Origin of the sequence: Vibrio sp. 10N.247.310.98, from assembly GCF_041467395.1 — a bacterium.
GTDB classification, from domain to species: Bacteria; Pseudomonadota; Gammaproteobacteria; order Enterobacterales; family Vibrionaceae; genus Vibrio; species Vibrio crassostreae_C.
This window is the reverse complement of sequence record NZ_JBFSUL010000001.1, coordinates 42,955-64,384: the sequence shown is the minus strand read 5'-3', so window position 1 is coordinate 64,384 and position 21,430 is coordinate 42,955. Positions and strand designations below refer to the sequence as shown.

The window sequence follows — 21,430 nt, the reverse complement described above, 5'->3', positions numbered from 1 at the left end:
CGTAACCGTCGGTCATCACCATCTGGTAATCGCCACTGTTCGTGCCTTGCTCGAAATCGTTCACCTCCGCCGAAACGCCCGCTGCCGTGATACTGATGTTGCCGGCCGCATCCACACTGTAGAAGCCGTCTTCACTTGTGGCGCTTAAGGTGCCGTCACTGTGTTTGAACTCGTATTTGGTCACGCCATCCAGATCGCTGCCGGACAAGGTACCCACCACCGCGCCCGCCACTTGGTTTTCCGCATAACTTAGTTCTTGGTTAAAAAATAAAGAGTCGTCATCTACAGGCGTCACGCCAATATCAACAGTAATAGTATCTGTGCCTCCATTCCCGTCGCTAACTACAACGGTGAAGCTATCGCTTCCGTTGTAGTTTTCGTCTGGCGTATAGGTCCAATTACCATTTTCATCAACGACTACAGAACCGTTTGACGGATCTGTGCCTTTTGAGAATGTTAACGAGTCTCCGTCCGTATCTGTTGCGTTTAGCGTTCCGCTTACTGGGGTATCTTCGTCGGTGGTTACTGAAAGGTCATTACCTATCGGCGCGTCATTTACGGGAGTTACGCCAACGTTAACCGTAATTGTGTCAGTACCACCATTTCCATCATCGACGATAACCGTAAAGCTATCGGTACCGTTGTAGTTTTCGTTGGGGGTATAAGTCCAATCACCATTTTCATCGACAACGACAGTACCGTTTGATGGATCGGTGAACTTAACGAAAGACAGCGAATCGCCATCTTCATCTGATGCTGACAACGTTCCGCTTACTGGAGTATCTTCATCGGTTGTAAATGAGAGAGTGTCACCGACAGGCGAGTTATTGGTATCAACAAAGGTAGGGGCGCTATTAGTTTGCTCAAACGAACGGAATTGCTCTAGAAGGCTCAGGCTTTGAGTTCGCGACATGCCCAGCGCTTCAAATCCCGTTGTTATAAATTCGGTTGCTGGGATCGTTTCTTCACCGTCTCGCTCTACAGTCCCACTAGTTGCCAAGCTAGAACCATTTTGACCAGCAGCGGTAGCGAACTCATCTCCTAACTCAGTAGGGTCTTCACCTTCTTCTAATGCGGCAAAAATATTTGCGATATCCTGGTCTAGTTCAACTTCACCGTCTTCAGGTGAAAAACGCTTAACTGATACCTGAGGTTCATTAGGTCCATTTTGAGATTCAAGAGTTACATCTCCAGCCTGTAGAGGCTCTCCCTCTTCGAGTACTCTAACCGTGCCATCAACTGAAATAACAATGCGCTGACCCAATGCAAGAGCACCGGTCAAATTCAATGCTGTAATGTCCATATCAACCCCTAAAAACCATTTTCGCTTGTCACGTCAACTTTGTGACATCTTATTTATAATATTAGCCTAAATATAACATTTAACATCACATAATTCCTAGTTATGAATCGTGCATTTAACATACCGAGTGACAAGGTAATGACGCTGATCACATCACACAATAATGAAAGTGCTCACACTATCAATATAAGTTATTGTGTTTGCGAAAAATAACAGAGCTAAAAACGTAAAATTGACGTTCTCAAAATCATCATAAAACGCACAGCAAACTGTTAACAACTTTACAACCATTTACGGTAGCTTCTCGAGCGAACGTTATTTTTTTGGCGGTTCATCTAAATTTCGTATCTAGCACATTAAAAAGCGTAGGTTTAGATGCAGTCCAATTTGGAGAGATGGAAATTGAATTACATTCAAACGACAACATTAGGGTTAGCTATAGCGCTAAGTTTGCCGACAACAGCACAAACCTTAGAGCAAGCCGTTGCGTTTACATTAGAGAGCAACCCTGAAATCAAAAGTGCTTATAACGAATATATCAGTAAGCGTTATCTTAACGACGCTTCTGGTGGTGCTTATCGACCAAGTATAGACTTAGATGGTGGGATTGGTTATGAACATACTGATCTAGCAACCAACCAAGACACTACCGATCTGACTAGAAAAGAAGCAACGATCACCTTGACCCAGTTAATATGGGATGGCGCTAATACATCCAATGATATTGACCGTACTGCGGCTGATGCAGAGTCCGTGCGCTATCAACTACTATCTAACGCGCAAGACATCGCTTTAGAAGTAACAAAGGTTTATCTTGATGCAGTGAAAGCCTATGAAGTGCTTTCTCTTTCGGAAAGTAACTTAGCGACGCACAAAGAGATATATAACGATATTCGTAAGCGCGTGGAATCAGGTATTGGTTCAACCGCAGATATGTCACAAGTTGAAGCTCGTATTGCGAAAGCGCACGGGAATTTGCTTGCTGCTCAAAACAACCTTTTTGATACGCATACTCAGTTTAAAAGACTTGTTGGTCAATCTCCTTTAGGGTTAACTTTCCCTCGCGCAGATGCGGGTGCAATTCCTTATACCGTTGATGGTGCGTTGGCAAAAGCGTTTAACCAGCATCCAGTCATTAAGATTGCACAAGCCGATGTTGACTCAGCGAAGTTCCAATACAAACAATCTAAGAGTACCAACTACCCGACTGTTTCTTTTGAAGCCGCTCAAACTTGGCGTGATGACGCCGGTGGTACAGAAGGCAGCAGCGATGAGTTTTCTGCCATGGTTCGTTTAAGATACAACCTTTACAATGGTGGTTCGGATCAAGACCGCACAGAAAGTGCAGCCTACCAACTCAACAAAGCCAAGGACCTTCGCGAAAGTACTTACCGCAATGTAGAAGAGAGTCTACGTCTATCATGGAGCGCACTTGATTTAACGGTTCAGCAAAAAGAGTTCCTATCTGACCACGTAGACTCGGCATCAGACACGGTAATATCATATGAGAAACAATACCGTATCGGTAAACGTACCCTTCTCGACTTACTTAACACTGAGAATGAATTATTCGAAGCTCGTAAAGGCTATTTAGATGCTAAGTATGACGAGCAATACGCAAAATATCGCGTAATGAACGCAACTGGTAACCTACTCATCGGTTTACGAGTTGAGATCCCAGAAGAATGGAATGAAAAGGTGGAATATTAATGAAGCTTACCAACACAGTATTATCGCTTTGCTTCATGGTTGTATCTGCCAATGCTTTAGCTGAAAACAACGAAGATGAATTCGAATATCGCGCTCTACCGCCGGTCACTCAAATTTACGATCTTCAAGATGATGACAATGACGGTGTAATAAACGCGCGAGATTTATGTCCCGATACACAAATTGGTGCCGAGATCGATAACGACGGTTGTGGATCATATTTCGAGTCATCGGAAAAGAAAGAGCTGCATATACTCTTCGCTAATAATTCAACGGAAATAAACCCTGTCTTTCTAGGGCAGATACGCCAAATGGCGGCATTTTTAAAGCGCTACGAAAGTACCAGCATTGAATTGCAAGGTTATGCCAGCAAAGTAGGTAACGCGGAACATAACCTAAAGCTTTCGAAAGAACGTGCATCACATGTAAGACGAGCGCTAATTAGCAACGGTATTCAGCCATCTAGAGTCAGCATCGTAGGTCATGGTGATTCTGAATTCAGCAGTGATGACACCCAAATCAATCACGCACTACATCGAAAAGTTGTTGCTTCCGTTGTTGGATTTAAGGGTAATATCAAAGAAGAATGGCACATCTTCACCAAAATTAAAAAGTAGGCGTACCCAGCTTTTACCATACTGAAACGTTATCTTAAGTTAACGTTTCAGTATGGTGATAATTCCTTGAATAGCATATACCTAAGCCGTCTATAATGTTAATCTTGCCACGTTATCAACATAGAGAATTAATCCATGAGCAAACTAACAGCTGATACTCAAGCAAATCTAGAACTTTTCGTTTCTGAAACACAAGAAACTAAACTGGTATGGGGCCTTCGCAACGAAGAAGGTTGGCTAGCATGTGACTCAAGTGAATTCGAAAACAGCGAAGTGATGCCATTCTGGTCTTCAAAAGAAGATGCTCAAACTCACAACGTTGAAGAGTGGGCTGACTTCGAAGTATTAGAAATTCCACTAGATATCTTTGTAGAAGATTGGTTACTGACTCTTGCTGAAGACGGCGTTCTTGTTGGTACTAACTGGAATGCAACATTAGAAGGCAAAGAACTTGAGCCTTCTGACCTAGCGAAATTATACATCTAATTTCCGATATCGGTCGCACGATTCGCGCGACCGATATACCTCTGATTAGTATCAATAAATTAGAGACCTACCTCGCATAACCACGTAGTCGCACCATTCAAAATTTGAAGCAACATCAAACTAATAATAGAATATCGTTCTTTATCTGATTGATCGTCTCTTGTGAATCACTTCGTTTTTGTTACCTTTCTACTATTCATTAGCTTTTGTTCTTATAGCCAAGTATCAACATCAGATCGTGACCACAATTCACCAGTCTATACCTCCAATCTAAGCTCTACTCCAAATGCTGATTGGAACGCGCTTTATCTCTCTACTTTAAACCACTCTCCTGAGCGCGCATTAAACATGCTGCAAACACGCTACATCGGCTCAACGGTTTATGGAGATAAGCTTTACCTTGCGTCTCTTCTGTATCAATACATGAGCCACCGAGATCAGCCGTTCTACGGAATCGCTTCAAACGACAATGACTACCAAGCGATAGAAACAGCGTTTATTTCTGCTCTGAGGAAAGACGGCAAAGGCCAATATGAACAAGCACAACAAGGCTTTCTAACACTTTTGGCGAAAATGCAATCTCGCAGTGATTTAACTGGTAAAGCCTTACTAAAGTACCAGCTATGCCGATCGCTTAACGAGCAAGCTAAATACCATCAAGCGAACTATTACTGCTCTGCCCTTCAGTCAGATTTACATGACATCGCTGACCCTGTATTACCAAAATTCGGGACTTATCGAGTCATCGCGAACAATCATCATTTCCGCAGTGACTATCAAGCTGCACTAGACACCTACCTATCACTAATAAACGTGTTTCCACAAGGGCATGATATTTCAGGGGTTTACAACGATGTGGGTAACTTGCTCAAAGAATTAAAGCAATATGAAAAATCGGCGGAGTATCTAGAGCAAGCTCTCATTCTCAGAGTAAACGCTTCAGATTTAATGAAAGCACAAGTGCATCACAGCCTTGCGGATCTCTACCTTAACCAAGAGCAAAGTGAACTAGCAATTCACCACTTTCAGACAGCAAGAACACTGCTGAGCTCAACGTCGCATAGCTACGGTATTGCACTCACAAGTCTTGGCTTAGGAAAAGCGTACACTCAAACGAAAAACTATGATGTGGCGAGAACCTACCTAATTGAGTCTCTTTCAGCTTCGAGCGAACTGAGCAATGATGTCATTCGCATCAATGCTTACTTGGCGATCAGCGATATGTTCGAAGAACAGAAACTGCCAACGGAAGCACTCAACTATGCTCAACAAGCGCTAGAATTAGCTGAACAAGTCACAAGGCATAAATACATCGCGCAATCACTTCTTCAGCTTTCTGATATTCATCAATCACTCAGCGATTACCAACAAGCTTTCTATTTCTACCAGCGATACTCGTCAATACAAATGGAAGCTAGAGATATCGACAATCGACTCGCACTCGAAGCGCTCGGCCTGACGCACGCCAAATATGAACAAGAACTAGAAAGCTCTTTCCTGACACATCAGACGAAACTCGACCGCGTTCAAATTGAAAAAATGGAACATCAAAGATGGATGTACAACATCGTTGTTATTCTGTTGCTTTGCGCTGCAAGCTTCACGGTATTGATAAACAAAACGGTTCGCGCAAAAGCAGCAATTGATGGCTTAACGAAAGCATATAGCCGAACTGAGATAATTCGAAGAATCAAAAGAGTGAAACGCTGTAAAGGGACGGACAAACAGCATGTGCTCGTGCTGCTCGATCTAGATAAGTTTAAGAAGATTAATGATGAGCATGGGCACCCTACTGGTGATCGGGCACTGGTCCATATTAGTGATCAAATTAGAAAACACTTAGTGAATGGTGAATTGTTTGGTCGCTTAGGGGGTGAAGAATTTGTCATCATGTTAACCGATACCCCACCAGCAGAGGTACGAGAACGCGTTGAAGAGTTGCACTACGCAATTTCAAGCACTGTCTTTTTATCAGAAAGCAAAAAGTCACTTAATGTGACCGCGAGTTTTGCTTATCTAGCAACCTCAAACGCATTAAGTGACTTTGATGACTTGTATTCAGTGCTTGACCAAGCACTCTATCAAGCCAAAAGCAACGGCCGAAACTGCATCATTGATGCTTACAACGAACCAATTGATTGACCTGAGGTTATTTATTCTCAGTCTGTTTGCGAACCAACTCAGCCATAATACCTTCACGATCACCTAGGTAATCGTTAAGGCCAACTTTACGCAGTTCACACGCTGGGCAATCGCCACAACCATCCCCGACAATGCCATTGTAACAAGTCAGTGTTTTATTTCGAACAAGCTCAAGTGCTGAGTACTGGTCGGCCAACGCCCATGTTTCAGCTTTGTTGAGCCACATTAACGGTGTTTTAATATCGAGCGGCTTGTCCATACCTTGTACAAGCGCAGAGTTCATCGCTTTCACAAAGTCATTACGACAATCAGGGTAGCCTGAGAAATCAGTTTCACACACGCCCGTGATTACGGTATTTGCACCGATTTGGTAAGCGTAAATACCCGCTAGAGTCAGAAATAGAATATTACGACCAGGAACGAATGAATTCGGCAGCCCATTCTCTTGCAGCTCATGAGACACAGGAATATCGTCACGAGTCAAAGAGCTGATAGCCAGTTCATTCAACAGAGTCACATCCATCACTTTGTGCGCTTTCACACCAAGCTCTTTCGACAATGACTCAGCAACTTCAATCTCGAGTCTATGGCGCTGACCATAATCAAACGTAATCGCATGAACTTCATCATACTCTTTTAATGCTTGAACAAGACACGTTGTTGAGTCTTGACCACCACTGAATACTACCACTGCTTTTTTCATCTTAAATCCTTACGAGAACCTTCTACTAGCGACTTATCTTGCCCAGTAAAAATACAACCTATGCGATGCTCAAATATTTGTGAGTTTGTATTGATAAGCGCCAATTGCGCTCAATGCAGGTATCAATACAAAGCTGAGTAGCGCGGTCTTTTTGGCTGATTGGTTGCAGAGCGATAACAGTGTCGTTAGGAACTGCTGCTCGCTCCAATAAACCGTCAAGTTGTTCGATGTCTTTGCTTGTACCTACTGGATGCTTAATTTCGTTAGCACGTTGCAAGGCGCTATCTAAGATTTCCAGTTTCGCTTTCATCGCCACTTTCGGTGACACCGTAACCCAAGTGTCCGGTGTGGCTTTAACTTCTGATGTTCCGCTAGTCTCAATCTGACAGCGACAACCGTGCTGCTCAAACGCTTCAGTAAGAGGAACAAGATCATAAATGCATGGCTCACCACCAGTAATCACAATGTGCTTAGCAGTGTAACCTTGCTTGATATATTCATTCACGATTCCTTGAGCATCGATTGCTGACCAAGTAGGTGAATCTTCTGTCTTAACCATAATATCGCCAAGGCTGGTTTCCTCTTCTGGCAACGCTTCCCAGGTCTGCTTGGTATCACACCAAGAACAGCCCACTGGGCAAATTTGCAGACGAACAAAAACAGCGGGAACGCCAGTAAACACGCCCTCACCCTGAATGGTTTCAAACATTTCATTAATCTTGTACAACTTTCCCTCAGCTCAATCATTTGATGAAATTAATCAACCGCAGACCTTAAAGCACTTCCCCCTTTTGGTCAAACAAATGAGTACTGATAAATGAGTTGATCAAAGCCCTAGCCTGAACTTTCAAGTTCCCTTATCCTTTCGCCCATAGATTTCGTTAGCTTTTAATTTTTTATTAAGGAACAACATGTACAAACTGATTGCTCTTGATATGGATGGCACACTGCTCAACAGTGATAAAGTAATTTCTCAAGAGAACAAAGACGCGATTGCCAAAGCACGCGCTGCAGGTGTGAAAGTGGTTCTGGCTTCTGGTCGTCCTTTAGAAGGCATGCAGAGTAAGTTAGACGAGCTTTCAATCAACGGCGAAGATGACTTTGTGCTCTTCTACAACGGCTCTATGGTTCAAAACGTCTCTACAAAAGAACTCATTCACAGTGAGATCAGCAATGGTAAAGCCGCTAAAGAGATCGCAGCCCTCGCTGTACAGCTTGGCGGTTATGTTCATGCATTCAGCAAGATTCATGGCTTAATCACCCCTGAAAACAATGAGTACACAGCTATTGAAGCGCGTATTAACGGCTTAGAGATTACCGAATTCGACTTTTCTCAACTAGAAGACGACCATGAAATCATCAAAACTATGATTGTTGCAGAGCCAAGCAAGCTCACCGAAATAATCAGCAAGTTGCCACAAGAGCTTAAGACTCAGTTTACTATCGTGCAAAGTGCACCATTCTTCTTAGAATTCCTAAACCCAAATTCAAACAAGGGTGTCGGTATTGAGGCGATAGCTAAGCACTTGGGTATTACAGCAGAAGAAGTAATCTGCATGGGTGACGCTGAAAACGATCATCATATGCTTGAATACGCTGGCCTTGGCATTGCAATGGAAAACGCAATGGAAGAAACCAAGAAACTGGCGGATCACATCACAGCGAGCAACGACGACCATGGTGTAGCGGTCGCGATTGAGAAGTTTATCTTCAACTCATAAACGCTCAGCAGCTATAGTGATAATTACTTTTTGCTTGTTGTACAAATGACAAAGGCTGTGCACTGCACAGCCTTTTTTGATTTTATATTAGTCGGTTCGCCTACTCTCTTTTCCATGGCAGACGAAATGCCACCACACCAAACAGAATCAAGATTGGGAAACGTAACGTTTCAACAATAAATGAAGCAATACCGCTGAAAGAGACAAAGCTTCCAGCCCAGCTAATCAGAAGATTTCCCGCTAACAACATCGCCATCACTCCAAGAACGATCTTGAATGAGAACTGACCAACCAAAGGTTTCGAGTCTGTTAACGTCACTAGGCATGCAATCGTCATCAAAATCGCCACCCAGAATGAGAATGTTGGCAGTGGCCATATCACCGTCAGAACAATCGACAGTAAGCACAATGCCCACCAAACACCTTTAGAACTCAATAAGGCGCTAATATCAACATCCGGTTTCGCGTCTAATCTCACGATATGCCACGTCGTTAAAGCGCCTAATACGCCACCCATTAATACATCACTAAAAAACGCACTACCTGAATAAGACTTAAATAGCATGATCCACAGCAGGCCAGCGAGCACTACCAGAATGGCTTTTTGCTCCAAGAGGCGCTTTAGTTTCCAAAAGACTAACAAGGTTAAACTGACCCACAAGGCAGCCAACAGACTTGGAAAACTATACCCACTGCTCATCACCAGTTTCAATGTTGGCATGTAAGCGTGTGGACGTGGAAAACCAAAACCTTGGTGCGCGATTAAAGTAAGTAGTGTCACCGAGATCAAAGTGAAGCAAAACTTCAACGCGAAGTTACGGCCAAAGTACCAAGCAATTAACGGCAATATCACAATGAAGACCCATGGCTTGGCCAACAAGTCAGTCAAAAGCACAGTATTCGCAAATACGCTTGGCATCTTATCGAACGTGTTTTGAAGTGACACAATCCAATTTAATTCAACTTGATGGACTTTGGGTGCCGCGCCCACCAGCTCAGTCACATACGTCACCGGTTGATCTGTCGCAGATAAAAACAGCTCGTTAATCTCAGACCACTGTTCTGGGTAGCGGTATTGGTGATCTTGCAATTCAGTAGGAGGAAGTAACATCGCTCGGCTGACTTCCACGCCATAATGAGGAGCAAACCAAATCGGCAGCTCAAAGCCACCTAACTCATTTCGAGCCTTGTAACTGATCACTTCAGAGTCAGAAATACAATCAAACACGACGGCACTGTCGGTATAACCTAGCACATCACCGACCGTTACCGACAAACCAGCCTCTTCCCACGTTTCACGTTGCGCCGCGACGGCTGGCGGCTCACCTGAAACAACAGTGCCTCCCGGTAGAGACAATTGACCGGTGATCAACTCATCAACCAACACGATTTGGTTATCAGCACGTACTACACACAAGGCGCCCGCGATATGATCGGGCAAAGTGTCGTTTGCCCAAGCGGAAGTAGTACTCAAAAGAGACAGTATGAAAACTAATAAATATCGAATAACCAACGAGTTTACCTAAAAATTAATAGAAGAATATTGAAGACTGCTGTTGCAGTTGAACTATTGTAATCAAAGCCACACAAAATCGCTGTCTACGTTTTGTGCAAAGCCTTCCTCATCCATTGAATGTGAGGTGTGAACCCCATTTTTTGATAGAAGTCCTTGGCAGGCGAGTTAAAGTCCCAAACTTCTACAAAGACTTGTTCAACCCCATAATCATCAAAAGTACTTTCAACTTTGTTAAACAACTTTTCAGCAATCGATTCTTTTCGATAATCAGGCAAGACAAACAGTTCATCGACACTTCCCATCGGCACTGGTTTGCTGACCGTTGAGATAAGCTCACAAAAATGCCCAGAGATAAAGCCAACAATGAGCTCTCCTTTTAATGCCACATAAACCAAACATTCAGGGTCATCCAAGTATCGTGCAATGCTTTTTTCCTGCTCAATCTCTTCTGCCGTTTTAAAGTGCTCTGGGCTAGCAAGGTGGTGGTGATGGTGGAGATCGAACATTAACTCGTTAAGTTGTTCTAAATCCGCGTGCTTTGCGGCCCTTAAGGTGACATTCATGACTATTGCGCTTCTCAAACCAAATTAATATCTAAACTGAGTCTAGTTTACTTGGCGTGAGTATCTATACAAGTTATTGAATTAATTCATTGTTTGAAGTGTGTATTTTAGATACAAAAACGGCCACATTACGTGGCCATTCTGTTTGAATGATTTTGAATTAAACGAATATCGAAGCTATGTTTTTTGCTGTGGCTTTTGCTGTAGCTTCAGCTTTATGCACCGTTATCTTCTTTCTCTTCTTTGAGATCAGCAAGCTGTTGTTCCAGTTCAATAAGCTTAATTTCCGCCTCTACTTCCGCAACTCGCTTTTCTGCATCAGTGCGATTGTCTTGCGCTAGACCATCAGCAGTAACTTGGGTTCGTTGTGCGTTTCTTGCATCGTCCGTATCTTTCATTGAACCCGCAACACCACCAGTCACACCACCTAATGCAGCGCCCTTAACGGCTAAACTCGCATCTCCAGTTAGAGCGCCGGCTGTTGCTCCTAATAAAGCACCACCTACCGCACCACGATTACGTGCGGCATTCTCATTTTCGTTATCCATTGCTGGTGATGCGCAACCAGAAAGAGTCACAATCAGTGTCGCTAAAAGAAAAGGTTTAGTGAATTTCATAGGAGTCTCGCTTAGTTCTTCGTTTGGAGTAGAGCCATCTTAAGCAGAACCGTTAATGAAATAAATAAAGCCACGTTTAGACGATACATCATGTTCAGTTATGTATCATTCAACCATCGCATAAGTGCTTATTGATATATATCTTTGAGCTCGCCTTAGCCTGACAAACAAAAAAGGCGACCAATAAGGTCGCCTCAATCGCGCTTTCTCTATAATTCTTGCCTTTCACATATCTCTTAGCCTTTAGACCAAAAGTTTTGCATGTTTGCTACGCTAGGTGGTGGCCTAACACCACAATCTCGATAATGATTTTTATCGCCGATCCCCAGTATCTTGCCATTTTCGTCATCAATCATAGCCGCAACTTTAACACCGTCTCCCACATGGCGAGTTAACACGACAATTTCACCAGCTCTTTCAGACCTTACTGCGCCTAAGATTTGATATTCGTAGCGGCCTTTCCTTGAATTAACGATCATCTTCGAGTTAATAGGGTCGGCTTCATATCCCACACCAATATCAAAAACCGCTTGATAGAGATCGACGCCAGTCTTTGATACACATTTAAATACCTTGGGATGACTCAAAGGTTCTAACAACGCTCTACTCGCTTCATCCTTTGAAATACTGGCACTAGCAGCACCACTGACCAATAAAGCAATCAACAAAAAGTAAGCTCGCATAAAAAGACCTCAATATGTGGGATTCATAATGAGGTCATAGTAAACGCAATGGATAAGCGGATGAATAAAGTAGAGTTTAGGTAAACCATCACGCCGGATTATGTATAAATCAACAAGCCGAAGGTGAGATTACCTAAACTGCGACGTCTATTTGCCGAGCTTTTCAGCAATTTCAGTTAAGCTGGTAGGGTCGTCAATAGTTGAAGGCACCACATATTGTTCACCTTCTGCGATCTGCCGGATCGTTCTACGTAAGATCTTACCTGAGCGTGTCTTAGGTAACCTCTCAACAACCAAGGCTTGCTTAAAACAAGCTACCGCGCCGATCTCATTACGAACCTTGCCAACCAATTCCCTTTGCAACTCAATGCCATCGACTTTTACGCCATCTTTTAACACAACTAGACCTAAAGGAAGTTGTCCTTTCAAGTCATCGTGAATCCCGACTACCGCACATTCTGCAATGGCTGGGTGACCACCCACGATCTCTTCCATTTCTCCAGTCGACAGACGGTGTCCCGCTACGTTTATCACATCGTCGATACGGCCCATAATAAATAGATACCCATCTTCATCGAGATAGCCACCGTCCCCAGAAACATAATAGCCTGGGAATTGGCTCAGATAGCCAGATTCAAATCGATCATGATTACGCCAAACCGTTGGCAGACAACCGGGTGGTAGTGGACGTTTGAGTGCAACAAAGCCTTGCTGATTAGGCTGTGCCGTTTCACCCAATTCATTAAGAATCTCGACTTGGTAACCGGGCACAGGCTTAGTTGAAGAACCTGCTTTCACTGGCAAAGATTCCAGCCCTGTCGGATTGGCAGAAATAGCCCAACCCGTTTCGGTTTGCCACCAGTGGTCAATAACCGGTTTATTGGTATGAGACTCAACCCAATCCAATGTTGGCGGGTCCAAACGCTCTCCCGCCATAAAAATCGACTTGAGCGATGATAAGTCATACTTGGTGAGTAACTCGCCTTCAGGATCTTCTTTCTTGATAGCTCTAAATGCCGTTGGCGCAGAAAATAACACATCGACGTTGTACTCTTCACACACACGCCAGAATGCCCCCGGATCTGGCGTTCTAACTGGCTTTCCTTCAAACAAGATGGTTGTGCAACCATGAATCAATGGCGCATACACAATATAGGAATGCCCCACCACCCAGCCGACATCAGAAGCCGCCCAAAACACACCATCTTGCGGCATATCGTAGATAGTGCTCATCGAGTATTTCATCGCGACCGCATGACCACCATTATCGCGCACCACGCCTTTTGGCTTACCCGTCGTCCCTGATGTATACAAGATATATAGTGGGTCAGTCGCTAGAACAGGCACACATACGTGAGGCAAAGCATCCTCAACAGCTTGCTGCCAAAGTACATCACATTCGTTGTTCAATTCGGCTAGAGACTGCTCTCTTTGGAATACCACCACTTTCTCAGGCTTCCATCGGCTGTCCATGATCGCGCGATCGACCATCGGCTTATATGGCAGGACTTTATTTATCTCGACACCGCAGGATGCAGTAATCAACACCTTGGGCTCGGCATCTTCAATTCGAACGGCAAGCTCATGAGGGGCAAAACCACCAAACACCACCGAATGCACCGCACCTAGTCGTGCACAGGCCAACATTGCCATCGCCGCTTCAGGAATCATTGGCATGTAGATCACCACACGATCACCTTTGGTAACGCCTTGCGTGGCTAACATACCTGCGACTTTAGCCACTTGGTTACGCAATTGATTGTAAGTGTACGAGGATTGAGTTCCTGTAACTGGAGAGTCGTAAATCAGTGCGGTATTGTCACCTCGCCCATTTTCACAATGATAATCCAGCGCGAGCCAGCAGGTGTTCATCACCCCATCAGGAAACCAACGCTCAATTCCGTTATCGTCAGTTTGTAATATCGTTTTTGGTGGTTCAAACCAATCTATCGCTTGTGATTGTGTTTCCCAAAACGAATTTGGGTCTTCCCTCGCCCATTGATACTCGGTGATGTAATCTGTTTTTCTAGTCATTCGATTCGTAGCAGACATAGTGCCTCCTCCATGATTTATCCATTAGTCCAAGCGACTAGCTTTTAACAGTTTCACTTGGGTGCACTCTTTTCTCAGCGTTGTATTCGTGAACATTTAACCGTTCACGACAATCGCTTTACTTGGGAAAAGGCACACGAATGGCACCTTCCATGATCACTCGGGCACTACGACTCATAATCGCCCTCTCTATTTTCCACCCACTTTCGGCCTGCAGCGCTTTCGCACCTACCTTTAAGGTTCCTGACGGGTGTCCAAAGGTCACGAAATCACGACTTCCCTCACCGGCTGCCAAGTTCACTAAGGTGCCAGGAACACTTGCCGCTGAAGCAATAGCAACCGCAGCCGTACCCATCATGGCATGGTGCAGTTGCCCCATAGACAAAGCACGCACCAGAAGGTCAGTATCTTCGACAGCAACCGATTTACCACTGGAAGCTTGGTACGCTTGAGGCTTAGCAACAAACGCGACTTTAGGTGTATGTTGACGTGATTCAGCTTGTTCTAAAGAATCAATAAGACCCATTGCTACTGCACCATGTGCTCGTATGGATTCAAACAGAGCCAAGGCTTTGGTATCACTATTGATATCTGATTGAAGTTCAGTGCCTTGGTAGCCAACCGATTCAGCATCAACAAAAATGGTGGGTATCCCAGCATTAATGTATGTCGCTTTGATGCAACCCAGATCGGGAACATCTAAAAAATCGACAACATTCCCTGTTGGGAACATAGAGCCACTCGCATCGGCGGGGTCTAGGAAATCAACTTGGATCTCAGCGGCGGGGAAAGTCACACCGTCGAGTTCAAAATCACCTAACTCTTGAACTTCGCCACCAGCGATAGGTACATGAACAATAATGGTTTTCTCTATGTTCACTTGCCATACTCGCACCTCGACCACACCGTTTTCTGGAATACGATTCGAGTCGACTAGGCCACTATGAATAGCAAATGGGCCCACTGCAGCAGACAGATTGCCGCAGTTACCGCTCCAGTCCACAAACGGCTTATCAATGGCAACTTGGCCGAATAGGTAGTCAACATCGTGATCGGCTTTACTACTTTTCGAAACAATCACGGTTTTACTGGTACTGGATGTTGCACCACCCATACCATCGGTTTGTTTGCCATAAGGATCTGGACTACCAATCACGCGCAGAAGTAATGCGTCTCGAGCTTCTCCGGCAACTTGCGCAGCTTCAGGTAAGTCACTTAAGTTGAAAAAAACGCCTTTGCTTGTTCCTCCCCGCATGTAGGTAGCAGGTACTTTTATCTGTTTGATGTTCATAACTAGCTCCTACTGTGAAAGAAAGTCTTTGGCAAAACGCTGCAACACACCACCAGCGCTATACACATTCACTTCATCTGCGGTATCTAATCGACAGGTTACTGGCACATCAAGCTTTTCACCGCTTTTACGAGTGATCACTAAAGCCAAGTCTGAACCTGCTTCAATGTCGCCGTACACGTCGTAAAGCTCGGTACCGTCCAATTCTAAGGTATTGCGATTGGTCCCCGCTTTGAATTGCAGAGGCAACACGCCCATGCCAACCAAGTTGGTTCTGTGAATTCGTTCAAACCCTTCAGCAACAATCACTTCAACACCCGCTAAACGCACACCTTTGGCTGCCCAGTCCCGTGAAGAGCCTTGCCCATAGTCTGCGCCAGCAACGACAATCAAAGGTTGCTTGCGATTCATGTAGGTTTCTATCGCTTCCCACATTCGCGTAACTTGACCTTCAGGTTCAACTCTTGCTAATGAACCTTGCACGACTTCTCCAGCGTCCTTCACCATTTCGTTAAACAGCTTAGGGTTGGCGAATGTTGCTCGTTGCGCGGTTAAGTGATCGCCTCGATGGGTCGCGTAAGAGTTAAAGTCCTCTTCCGGCACTTCCATTTTGGTGAGGTATTCCCCCGCAGCGCTCGAAGCGAGAATCGCATTTGAAGGGGATAAGTGATCTGTGGTGATGTTGTCACCCAAAATCGCTAAAGGTCTCATACCAGATAGGCTTCGCTCTCCCGCCAGAGCTCCTTCCCAATAAGGTGGTCTGCGAATATAGGTACTTTGAGGTCGCCAGTCATAAAGCGGTTCAGTAGTCACCTGTTCCTCGTCTGGCTGGAACATTTTCACGTAGATTTGTTGGAATTGCTGAGGCTTAACATGTTCACCGACCACTGCATCGATCTCTGCATCACTCGGCCACAAGTCACTTAAATAGATCGATTTTCCGTTGCTGTCTGTACCTAAGCTGTCTTTTTCGATATCAAAGCGAATCGTACCAGCTAAGGCATAAGCGACGACCAATGGCGGTGATGCTAAAAACGCTTGTTTGGCATAAGGGTGAATTCGACCATCGAAGTTTCGATTCCCCGATAGCACAGCGGTTGAATATAGGTCACGGTCGATGATCTCTTGTTGAATTTTAGGATCCAACGCACCACTCATTCCATTACAGGTTGTGCACGCATAACCGACGATACCGAAGCCTAGTTTTTCCAGTTCAGGCAACAAACCGGCGGACTCAAGATAAAGCTTGGCAACTTTTGAGCCTGGCGCGAATGACGTTTTTACCCATGGCTTACGAACTAATCCAAGCTGATTGGCCTTCTTAGCCACCAATGCTGCGGCGACGACATTTCTTGGGTTACTGGTATTGGTACAAGAAGTAATCGCCGCAATGATCACGGCACCATCTGGCATTTGTTCATCAGAATATTGTTCAGCGTGTTGCTCTTTCCAAGAAGCTTGGCTGATGCCTTGTTTGGCAAGTTCACTGGTTGGTAAACGACGATGTGGATTGGATGGCCCTGCAAGGTTGCGCTCAACTTTAGACAAATCAAACTCAAGCACACGTTCGTATTGAGCGGAATCTAAATCATCGGCCCATAAGCCAGTTTGCTTAGCGTATAGCTCAACTAACTCAACCTGTTCAGGCTCGCGTCCTGTCAGCTTTAGGTATTGTATGGTCTGTTCATCGATATAGAACATACCTGCTGTCGCGCCGTATTCTGGTGTCATATTCGATATAGTGGCGCGGTCGCCAATGGTCAGTGCACGAGCCCCTTCACCAAAGAACTCTAGATAACTGGAAACCACTCTCTGATTGCGAAGAAACTCTGTAATCGCAAGCACAATATCCGTTGCGGTTATCCCTTCTTGTCGTTGACCCGTCAGTTTAACGCCTACAATATCAGGCAATCGCATCATAGACGGACGACCGAGCATCACAGTCTCAGCTTCCAAACCACCTACACCTATTGCAATAACACCCAGAGCGTCAACATGAGGAGTATGACTGTCGGTGCCGACACAGGTATCAGGAAACGCGATGCCTTCTTTAGATTGAATCACTGGAGACATTTTCTCCAAGTTAATCTGGTGCATAATTCCATTACCCGCAGGAATCACACTCACGTTTTTAAACGCGATTTTACACCAGTCAATAAAATGAAAACGATCTTCGTTTCTGCGTTCTTCAATCGCACGGTTTTTATCAAAGGCTTCACTATCAAAGCCTGCATGTTCCACAGCTAAAGAGTGATCAACAATCAGTTGGGTTTCGACAACGGGGTTCACCTTGGCAGGGTCTCCGCCTTGGTCGGCAATCGCGTCTCTTAATCCAGCCAAATCTACTAGGGCTGTTTGACCAAGAATGTCATGACACACCACACGCGCAGGATACCAAGGGAAATCAAGGTCACTCTTGCGTTCAATGATCTGTTTTAAGCTGTCTTCAAGGGTTTCAGGATCACAGCGTCTTACTAATTGCTCTGCCAATACTCTCGACGTATAAGGCAAGGTTTTATAACTGCCCGGAGATATCGCTTCTACCGCTTCGCAAGCATCGTAATATTCTAAATGAGTTCCGGGTAAAAGTTTTCGGTACTGATTTTTATCAAGGTACTGAGCTTGTTCAAGTTTCACATCAGACATACATCCACCATTATCTGTTAAATTCTATTCGTTGGTTCTTGAGGCCTTGTCGTATGAAGACGGAAGTCACCTCAAGACATAAGTCGGCTCGTTATAGAGGGCTAACGTAGATGAATAGGTAACCAGTCTTGATGCTCTGGCCCGGTGTAGTCTGCACTTGGACGAATGATGCGATTGTTTTCTCTTTGTTCGAACACATGCGCCGTCCAACCTGTAAGGCGGCTCATCACAAAGATCGGAGTAAACAATTTGGTTGGGATGTCCATGAAGTGATATGCCGATGCATGGAAGAAGTCAGCATTACAGAACAAGCCTTTCTCGCGCTTCATAACCGCTTCAACACGTTCTGAAACGGCGTAAAGCTGTTTATCACCGACCTCTTGAGCTAGCTCTTTTGACCAACGCTTGATTAGAGCATTTCGTGGGTCGCTTTCACGATAAATGGCATGACCGAAGCCCATGATTTTGTCTTTGTTAGCAAGCATCTGCATGATGTTAGTTTCTGCTTCATCAGCGGATTTCCAATCTTGGATCATTTCCATTGCCGCTTCATTCGCACCGCCATGTAAAGGACCTCTTAGTGTGCCAATTGCTGCTGTAACGCACGAATGAATATCTGACAGTGTTGATGCACAGACACGGGCAGCAAAAGTAGATGCGTTAAACTCATGCTCTGCGTAAAGCGTTAGCGAACAGTGCATTACCTGCTTATGCAGTTCACTCGGCGCTTTATCTGTTAGCATTTTCAAGAAGTAGCCACCCAGACAGGCTTCACTTTGATCTTCAGTATCAATTCGCACGCCATCATGGCTAAAGCGGTACCAATAACAAATAATGGCAGGGAAAAGCGCGAGCATTCGTTCAGTCGCAGGCAGTTGCTCGGAGAAGTCAGACTCTTGCTCTAGATTACCTAGCATTGAACAACCCGTTCTCATCACATCCATCGGATGAGCGTCTGCAGGGATCAGTTCTAAGGCCGCTTTCAAAGGTTGAGGCAAGCCGCGCAGACCAACTAACAAGGCTTTGTAGTCATCGAGCTCTTTTTCAGTGGGTAAGTGGCCTCTTAGTAGCAGATGCGCCACTTCTTCGAACTGAGCATGATTAGCAAGGTCGGTAATATCATAACCACGGTAGGTTAAGCCGGTTCCTGACTGGCCTACGGTACATAGCGCCGTAGTTCCCGCACTTTGGCCACGTAGACCAGCACCACCGATTGCAGGTGCGCTGGCTGGATTGCTTTCGGGTTTTTCGCTTTGTTGTGGGTTTTCTGTTGAAGCCTTATCGACAGCTGCTTTATCACTCAAAGATACAGACATGGTGAACTCCTTTTCTGTGTTAGCCGCCTGCACTCTTTGGTGCTGCTTGTTTATATGTCCGATGATCTTTATCATCGGTACTGGATATGGCGACTAACCATTTCACGTTATTGGATTAAATTGATTTTTGATTAATTGAAACTGTTTTTACCCTTCGCTTGAAAACAACTGATCAAGCTTGTTCTCGTAGTCGTGGTAATTAAGGTGTTCGTACAGCTCTTTACGGGTTTGCATTGAATCCAACAGAGCTTCCTGATTACCTTCAACTAACAAGTGCTTGTAAACATTCTCAGCCGCTTTATTCATCGCACGGAACGCACTCAATGGGTAAAGCACCATGTCGACACTTGATTGGGCTAACTCGTGACAGTTGTAGAGTGGTGTTTGGCCGAACTCAGTGATGTTCGCGAGAATAGGCACGTGCTTACCCGTTGCAGATTTCAGCGCTGCCGAGAACTTCACGTATTGATCGAGTTGATTCATCGCTTCAGGGAAAATCATGTCAGCGCCCGCTTCAACACAAGCAATCGCCCTTTCAATCGCACTATCAATGCCTTCAACCGCCAATGCATCCGTACGCGCCATAATCACAAAGCTCTCATCGGTTCTAGCATCGGTTGCCGCTTTGACTCTATCGACCATCTCTTGCTGGCTAACAATCGCTTTATTCGGTCGATGACCACAGCGTTTCTGGGCCACTTGATCTTCCATATGGATTGCTGCTGCGCCTGCCTTCTCCATAGCGCGAATCGTACGTGCAATATTGAATGCGCCACCAAATCCCGTATCGATATCCACCAGCAATGGCAGATCACACGCGTTGGTAATACGTTCAACATCTACCAACACATCGTTCAATGTGGTGATGCCTAAATCAGGCAACCCATAAGACGCATTGGCGATGCCTCCGCCAGACAAATAGATCGCCTGATGCCCCAAGTTCTTTGCCATCATCGCGCAATACGGATTCACCGTACCGACGATCTGCAATGGGTCGTTGTCTTGCACAGCTTGTCGGAACTTAGCTCCTGCTGATAACTTCATAATGACGCTCCCTGTTAATTGTTTATTTCTAGCTAACCTTTATGACTACTGATGTTTAGCTCTCGCCAGCGAAGAACCGCTAGCAAATACCAGTCGCCAATTAATCAAGATCTTTGGATTGAATTTGTTGCTCTATAAGTAATCGGCTTCCCGAGATGTGTCTTCGCATTAGCATTTCTGCTAGCTCTTCATCACGGTTGCGAATCGCTTGTAGGATGTATTTGTGTTCATCGAGCGCCTCTTTGGGCCGAGACTGAGCCCTAGGCGATTGATAGCGGTACATGCGTAATAGGTGATAAAGCTCATCACACAGCAGCGAAATCAGTTTGCTGTTACGACTCGCTTTAATAATGCGGTAATGGAAATCGAAATCCCCATGTTGATGAAAGTAAGAAGAACCTTCGACTTCATCGATGTATTTTGAGTGTGTCGACAATAATCCTTCAAGCCCGATAAGCTCTTCTTGTGTGATATGTCGCGCTGCTAGGCGAGCCGCCATGCCTTCCAATGCCTCTCGCACCGCGTAAAGCTCTAGTAGTTTGTCTGCCGAAAAAGTAATAACTCGAGCCCCTACATGAGGAATGCGTTCAATCAAGCCAAGCCCTTCCACACGCATTATCGCTTCACGTAATGGACCTCGACTTACTTCAAAGCGTTTAGCCAATTCAGGTTCCGAAATCTTACTGCCCGGTAGTAATTCACCGCTAACAATCGCCTCAACGAGATACTCAGTGAGATTTTCTGATTTAGTGTTCTCTTTATCGCTAACACGTGTTTTCGTGTTTGCATTTAAGCTGAGATCTTTTATCGCAGTATTCATATTCACGCTGCTCACTTCTATTTGCTGAACCTTAATTGTCAACAATTCCATAACATGAACATAAAATACACGATTAAATTGTCGACAATCAAGCAAATTGTCGACAATTTAGACTAAGGTAGTACTTTCTATAGGCGATAAAAACTTACTTAAAAGGACACTAAAAACAATTCAACCACTTGTTATTTATCGATTTAAGC

Annotated in this window: 18 protein-coding genes; 5 read left to right on the top strand and 13 right to left on the bottom strand. The window is 44.8% G+C overall.

Translation table 11 applies throughout. The features are described from left to right. The coding region (locus AB6E78_RS00270; RefSeq protein WP_372153718.1) for an Ig-like domain-containing protein at positions 1-1,303 on the bottom strand (1,303 nt) is incomplete at its 3' end. A 402-nt stretch (positions 1,304-1,705) separates the two neighbouring features. Here AB6E78_RS00270 and AB6E78_RS00265 point away from each other — a divergent pair. The 4 genes from AB6E78_RS00265 to AB6E78_RS00250 all read left to right on the top strand — a co-directional run bounded on the left by AB6E78_RS00265 (position 1,706) and on the right by AB6E78_RS00250 (position 6,258). Next, positions 1,706-3,013, top strand: a complete 1,308-nt coding sequence (locus AB6E78_RS00265; RefSeq protein ID WP_017062307.1) for a TolC family outer membrane protein — start codon at positions 1,706-1,708, stop codon at positions 3,011-3,013. Beyond that, positions 3,013-3,630, top strand: a complete 618-nt coding sequence (locus AB6E78_RS00260; protein ID WP_017062306.1) for an OmpA family protein — start codon at positions 3,013-3,015, stop codon at positions 3,628-3,630. The genes AB6E78_RS00265 and AB6E78_RS00260 overlap by 1 nt, the downstream gene beginning before the upstream one ends. Before the next feature lie 135 nt (positions 3,631-3,765). Beyond that, a complete protein-coding gene (locus tag AB6E78_RS00255; protein ID WP_017062305.1) occupies positions 3,766-4,116 on the top strand; it encodes a DUF2750 domain-containing protein in 351 nt (116 codons plus the stop codon). 162 nt (positions 4,117-4,278) lie between these two features. Next, the gene (locus tag AB6E78_RS00250; protein WP_372132261.1) at positions 4,279-6,258 is read left to right on the top strand and encodes a diguanylate cyclase; all 1,980 of its coding nucleotides are present in this window, start codon (positions 4,279-4,281) and stop codon (positions 6,256-6,258) included. 7 nt (positions 6,259-6,265) lie between these two features. On the opposite strand, the gene queC is transcribed toward AB6E78_RS00250, so the two are convergent. Beyond that, positions 6,266-6,961: a 7-cyano-7-deazaguanine synthase QueC gene (gene queC / locus AB6E78_RS00245; RefSeq protein ID WP_004733611.1), complete on the bottom strand. Its 696-nt coding sequence runs from the start codon at positions 6,959-6,961 to the stop codon at positions 6,266-6,268. 58 nt (positions 6,962-7,019) lie between these two features. Beyond that, the gene (gene queE / locus AB6E78_RS00240) at positions 7,020-7,688 is read right to left on the bottom strand and encodes a 7-carboxy-7-deazaguanine synthase QueE (RefSeq protein WP_346762947.1); all 669 of its coding nucleotides are present in this window, start codon (positions 7,686-7,688) and stop codon (positions 7,020-7,022) included. A 184-nt stretch (positions 7,689-7,872) separates the two neighbouring features. Here queE and AB6E78_RS00235 point away from each other — a divergent pair, with 184 nt between their 5' ends. Next, on the top strand, positions 7,873-8,682 hold the full coding sequence (locus AB6E78_RS00235; protein ID WP_372132264.1) for a Cof-type HAD-IIB family hydrolase: 810 nt from the start codon (positions 7,873-7,875) through the stop codon (positions 8,680-8,682). Positions 8,683-8,782: 100 nt separating this feature from the next. On the opposite strand, the gene AB6E78_RS00230 is transcribed toward AB6E78_RS00235, so the two are convergent. The 10 genes from AB6E78_RS00230 to AB6E78_RS00185 all read right to left on the bottom strand — a co-directional run bounded on the left by AB6E78_RS00230 (position 8,783) and on the right by AB6E78_RS00185 (position 21,230). Next, positions 8,783-10,195: an NUDIX domain-containing protein gene (locus AB6E78_RS00230; protein WP_372132267.1), complete on the bottom strand. Its 1,413-nt coding sequence runs from the start codon at positions 10,193-10,195 to the stop codon at positions 8,783-8,785. An 86-nt stretch (positions 10,196-10,281) separates the two neighbouring features. Beyond that, the gene (locus AB6E78_RS00225) at positions 10,282-10,761 is read right to left on the bottom strand and encodes a GNAT family N-acetyltransferase (protein WP_009846623.1); all 480 of its coding nucleotides are present in this window, start codon (positions 10,759-10,761) and stop codon (positions 10,282-10,284) included. Positions 10,762-10,976: 215 nt separating this feature from the next. Next, positions 10,977-11,378: a glycine zipper domain-containing protein gene (locus AB6E78_RS00220; protein WP_017062298.1), complete on the bottom strand. Its 402-nt coding sequence runs from the start codon at positions 11,376-11,378 to the stop codon at positions 10,977-10,979. Between the two features lie 236 nt (positions 11,379-11,614). Continuing rightward, positions 11,615-12,061, bottom strand: coding sequence for a hypothetical protein (locus tag AB6E78_RS00215; RefSeq protein WP_050648228.1), 447 nt, complete (start codon positions 12,059-12,061; stop codon positions 11,615-11,617). 147 nt (positions 12,062-12,208) lie between these two features. After that, a complete protein-coding gene (locus AB6E78_RS00210; RefSeq protein WP_372132270.1) occupies positions 12,209-14,113 on the bottom strand; it encodes a propionyl-CoA synthetase in 1,905 nt (634 codons plus the stop codon). A gap of 118 nt (positions 14,114-14,231) precedes the next feature. Next, the gene (prpF, locus tag AB6E78_RS00205; RefSeq protein ID WP_017062295.1) at positions 14,232-15,404 is read right to left on the bottom strand and encodes a 2-methylaconitate cis-trans isomerase PrpF; all 1,173 of its coding nucleotides are present in this window, start codon (positions 15,402-15,404) and stop codon (positions 14,232-14,234) included. Positions 15,405-15,413: 9 nt separating this feature from the next. After that, positions 15,414-18,050, bottom strand: a complete 2,637-nt coding sequence (gene acnD / locus AB6E78_RS00200) for a Fe/S-dependent 2-methylisocitrate dehydratase AcnD (RefSeq protein ID WP_102321434.1) — start codon at positions 18,048-18,050, stop codon at positions 15,414-15,416. Between the two features lie 101 nt (positions 18,051-18,151). After that, positions 18,152-19,366: a 2-methylcitrate synthase gene (gene prpC / locus AB6E78_RS00195; protein WP_372132273.1), complete on the bottom strand. Its 1,215-nt coding sequence runs from the start codon at positions 19,364-19,366 to the stop codon at positions 18,152-18,154. A gap of 147 nt (positions 19,367-19,513) precedes the next feature. Beyond that, entirely contained in the window at positions 19,514-20,410 is an 897-nt protein-coding gene (gene prpB, locus AB6E78_RS00190) for a methylisocitrate lyase (protein WP_086049501.1), read from the bottom strand. Positions 20,411-20,510: 100 nt separating this feature from the next. Beyond that, positions 20,511-21,230 carry a GntR family transcriptional regulator gene (locus AB6E78_RS00185; protein WP_372132315.1) on the bottom strand — a complete coding sequence of 240 codons (720 nt, stop codon included), beginning with the start codon at positions 21,228-21,230 and terminating at the stop codon, positions 20,511-20,513. Positions 21,231-21,430 lie beyond the last annotated feature (200 nt).

Bases quoted from the DNA above. Each gene is read 5' to 3' on its own strand.
- AB6E78_RS00185 (WP_372132315.1), bottom strand. From the start codon at position 21,230: ATGAATACTGCGATAAAAGATCTCAGCTTAAATGCAAACACGAAAACA.
- prpC (WP_372132273.1), bottom strand. From the start codon at position 19,366: ATGTCTGTATCTTTGAGTGATAAAGCAGCTGTCGATAAGGCTTCAACA.
- prpB (WP_086049501.1), bottom strand. From the start codon at position 20,410: ATGAAGTTATCAGCAGGAGCTAAGTTCCGACAAGCTGTGCAAGACAAC.
- AB6E78_RS00255 (WP_017062305.1), top strand. From the start codon at position 3,766: ATGAGCAAACTAACAGCTGATACTCAAGCAAATCTAGAACTTTTCGTT.
- AB6E78_RS00215 (WP_050648228.1), bottom strand. From the start codon at position 12,061: ATGCGAGCTTACTTTTTGTTGATTGCTTTATTGGTCAGTGGTGCTGCT.
- prpF (WP_017062295.1), bottom strand. From the start codon at position 15,404: ATGAACATCAAACAGATAAAAGTACCTGCTACCTACATGCGGGGAGGA.
- AB6E78_RS00210 (WP_372132270.1), bottom strand. From the start codon at position 14,113: ATGTCTGCTACGAATCGAATGACTAGAAAAACAGATTACATCACCGAG.
- AB6E78_RS00220 (WP_017062298.1), bottom strand. From the start codon at position 11,378: ATGAAATTCACTAAACCTTTTCTTTTAGCGACACTGATTGTGACTCTT.
- AB6E78_RS00260 (WP_017062306.1), top strand. From the start codon at position 3,013: ATGAAGCTTACCAACACAGTATTATCGCTTTGCTTCATGGTTGTATCT.
- AB6E78_RS00235 (WP_372132264.1), top strand. From the start codon at position 7,873: ATGTACAAACTGATTGCTCTTGATATGGATGGCACACTGCTCAACAGT.
- AB6E78_RS00225 (WP_009846623.1), bottom strand. From the start codon at position 10,761: ATGAATGTCACCTTAAGGGCCGCAAAGCACGCGGATTTAGAACAACTT.
- queC (WP_004733611.1), bottom strand. From the start codon at position 6,961: ATGAAAAAAGCAGTGGTAGTATTCAGTGGTGGTCAAGACTCAACAACG.
- acnD (WP_102321434.1), bottom strand. From the start codon at position 18,050: ATGTCTGATGTGAAACTTGAACAAGCTCAGTACCTTGATAAAAATCAG.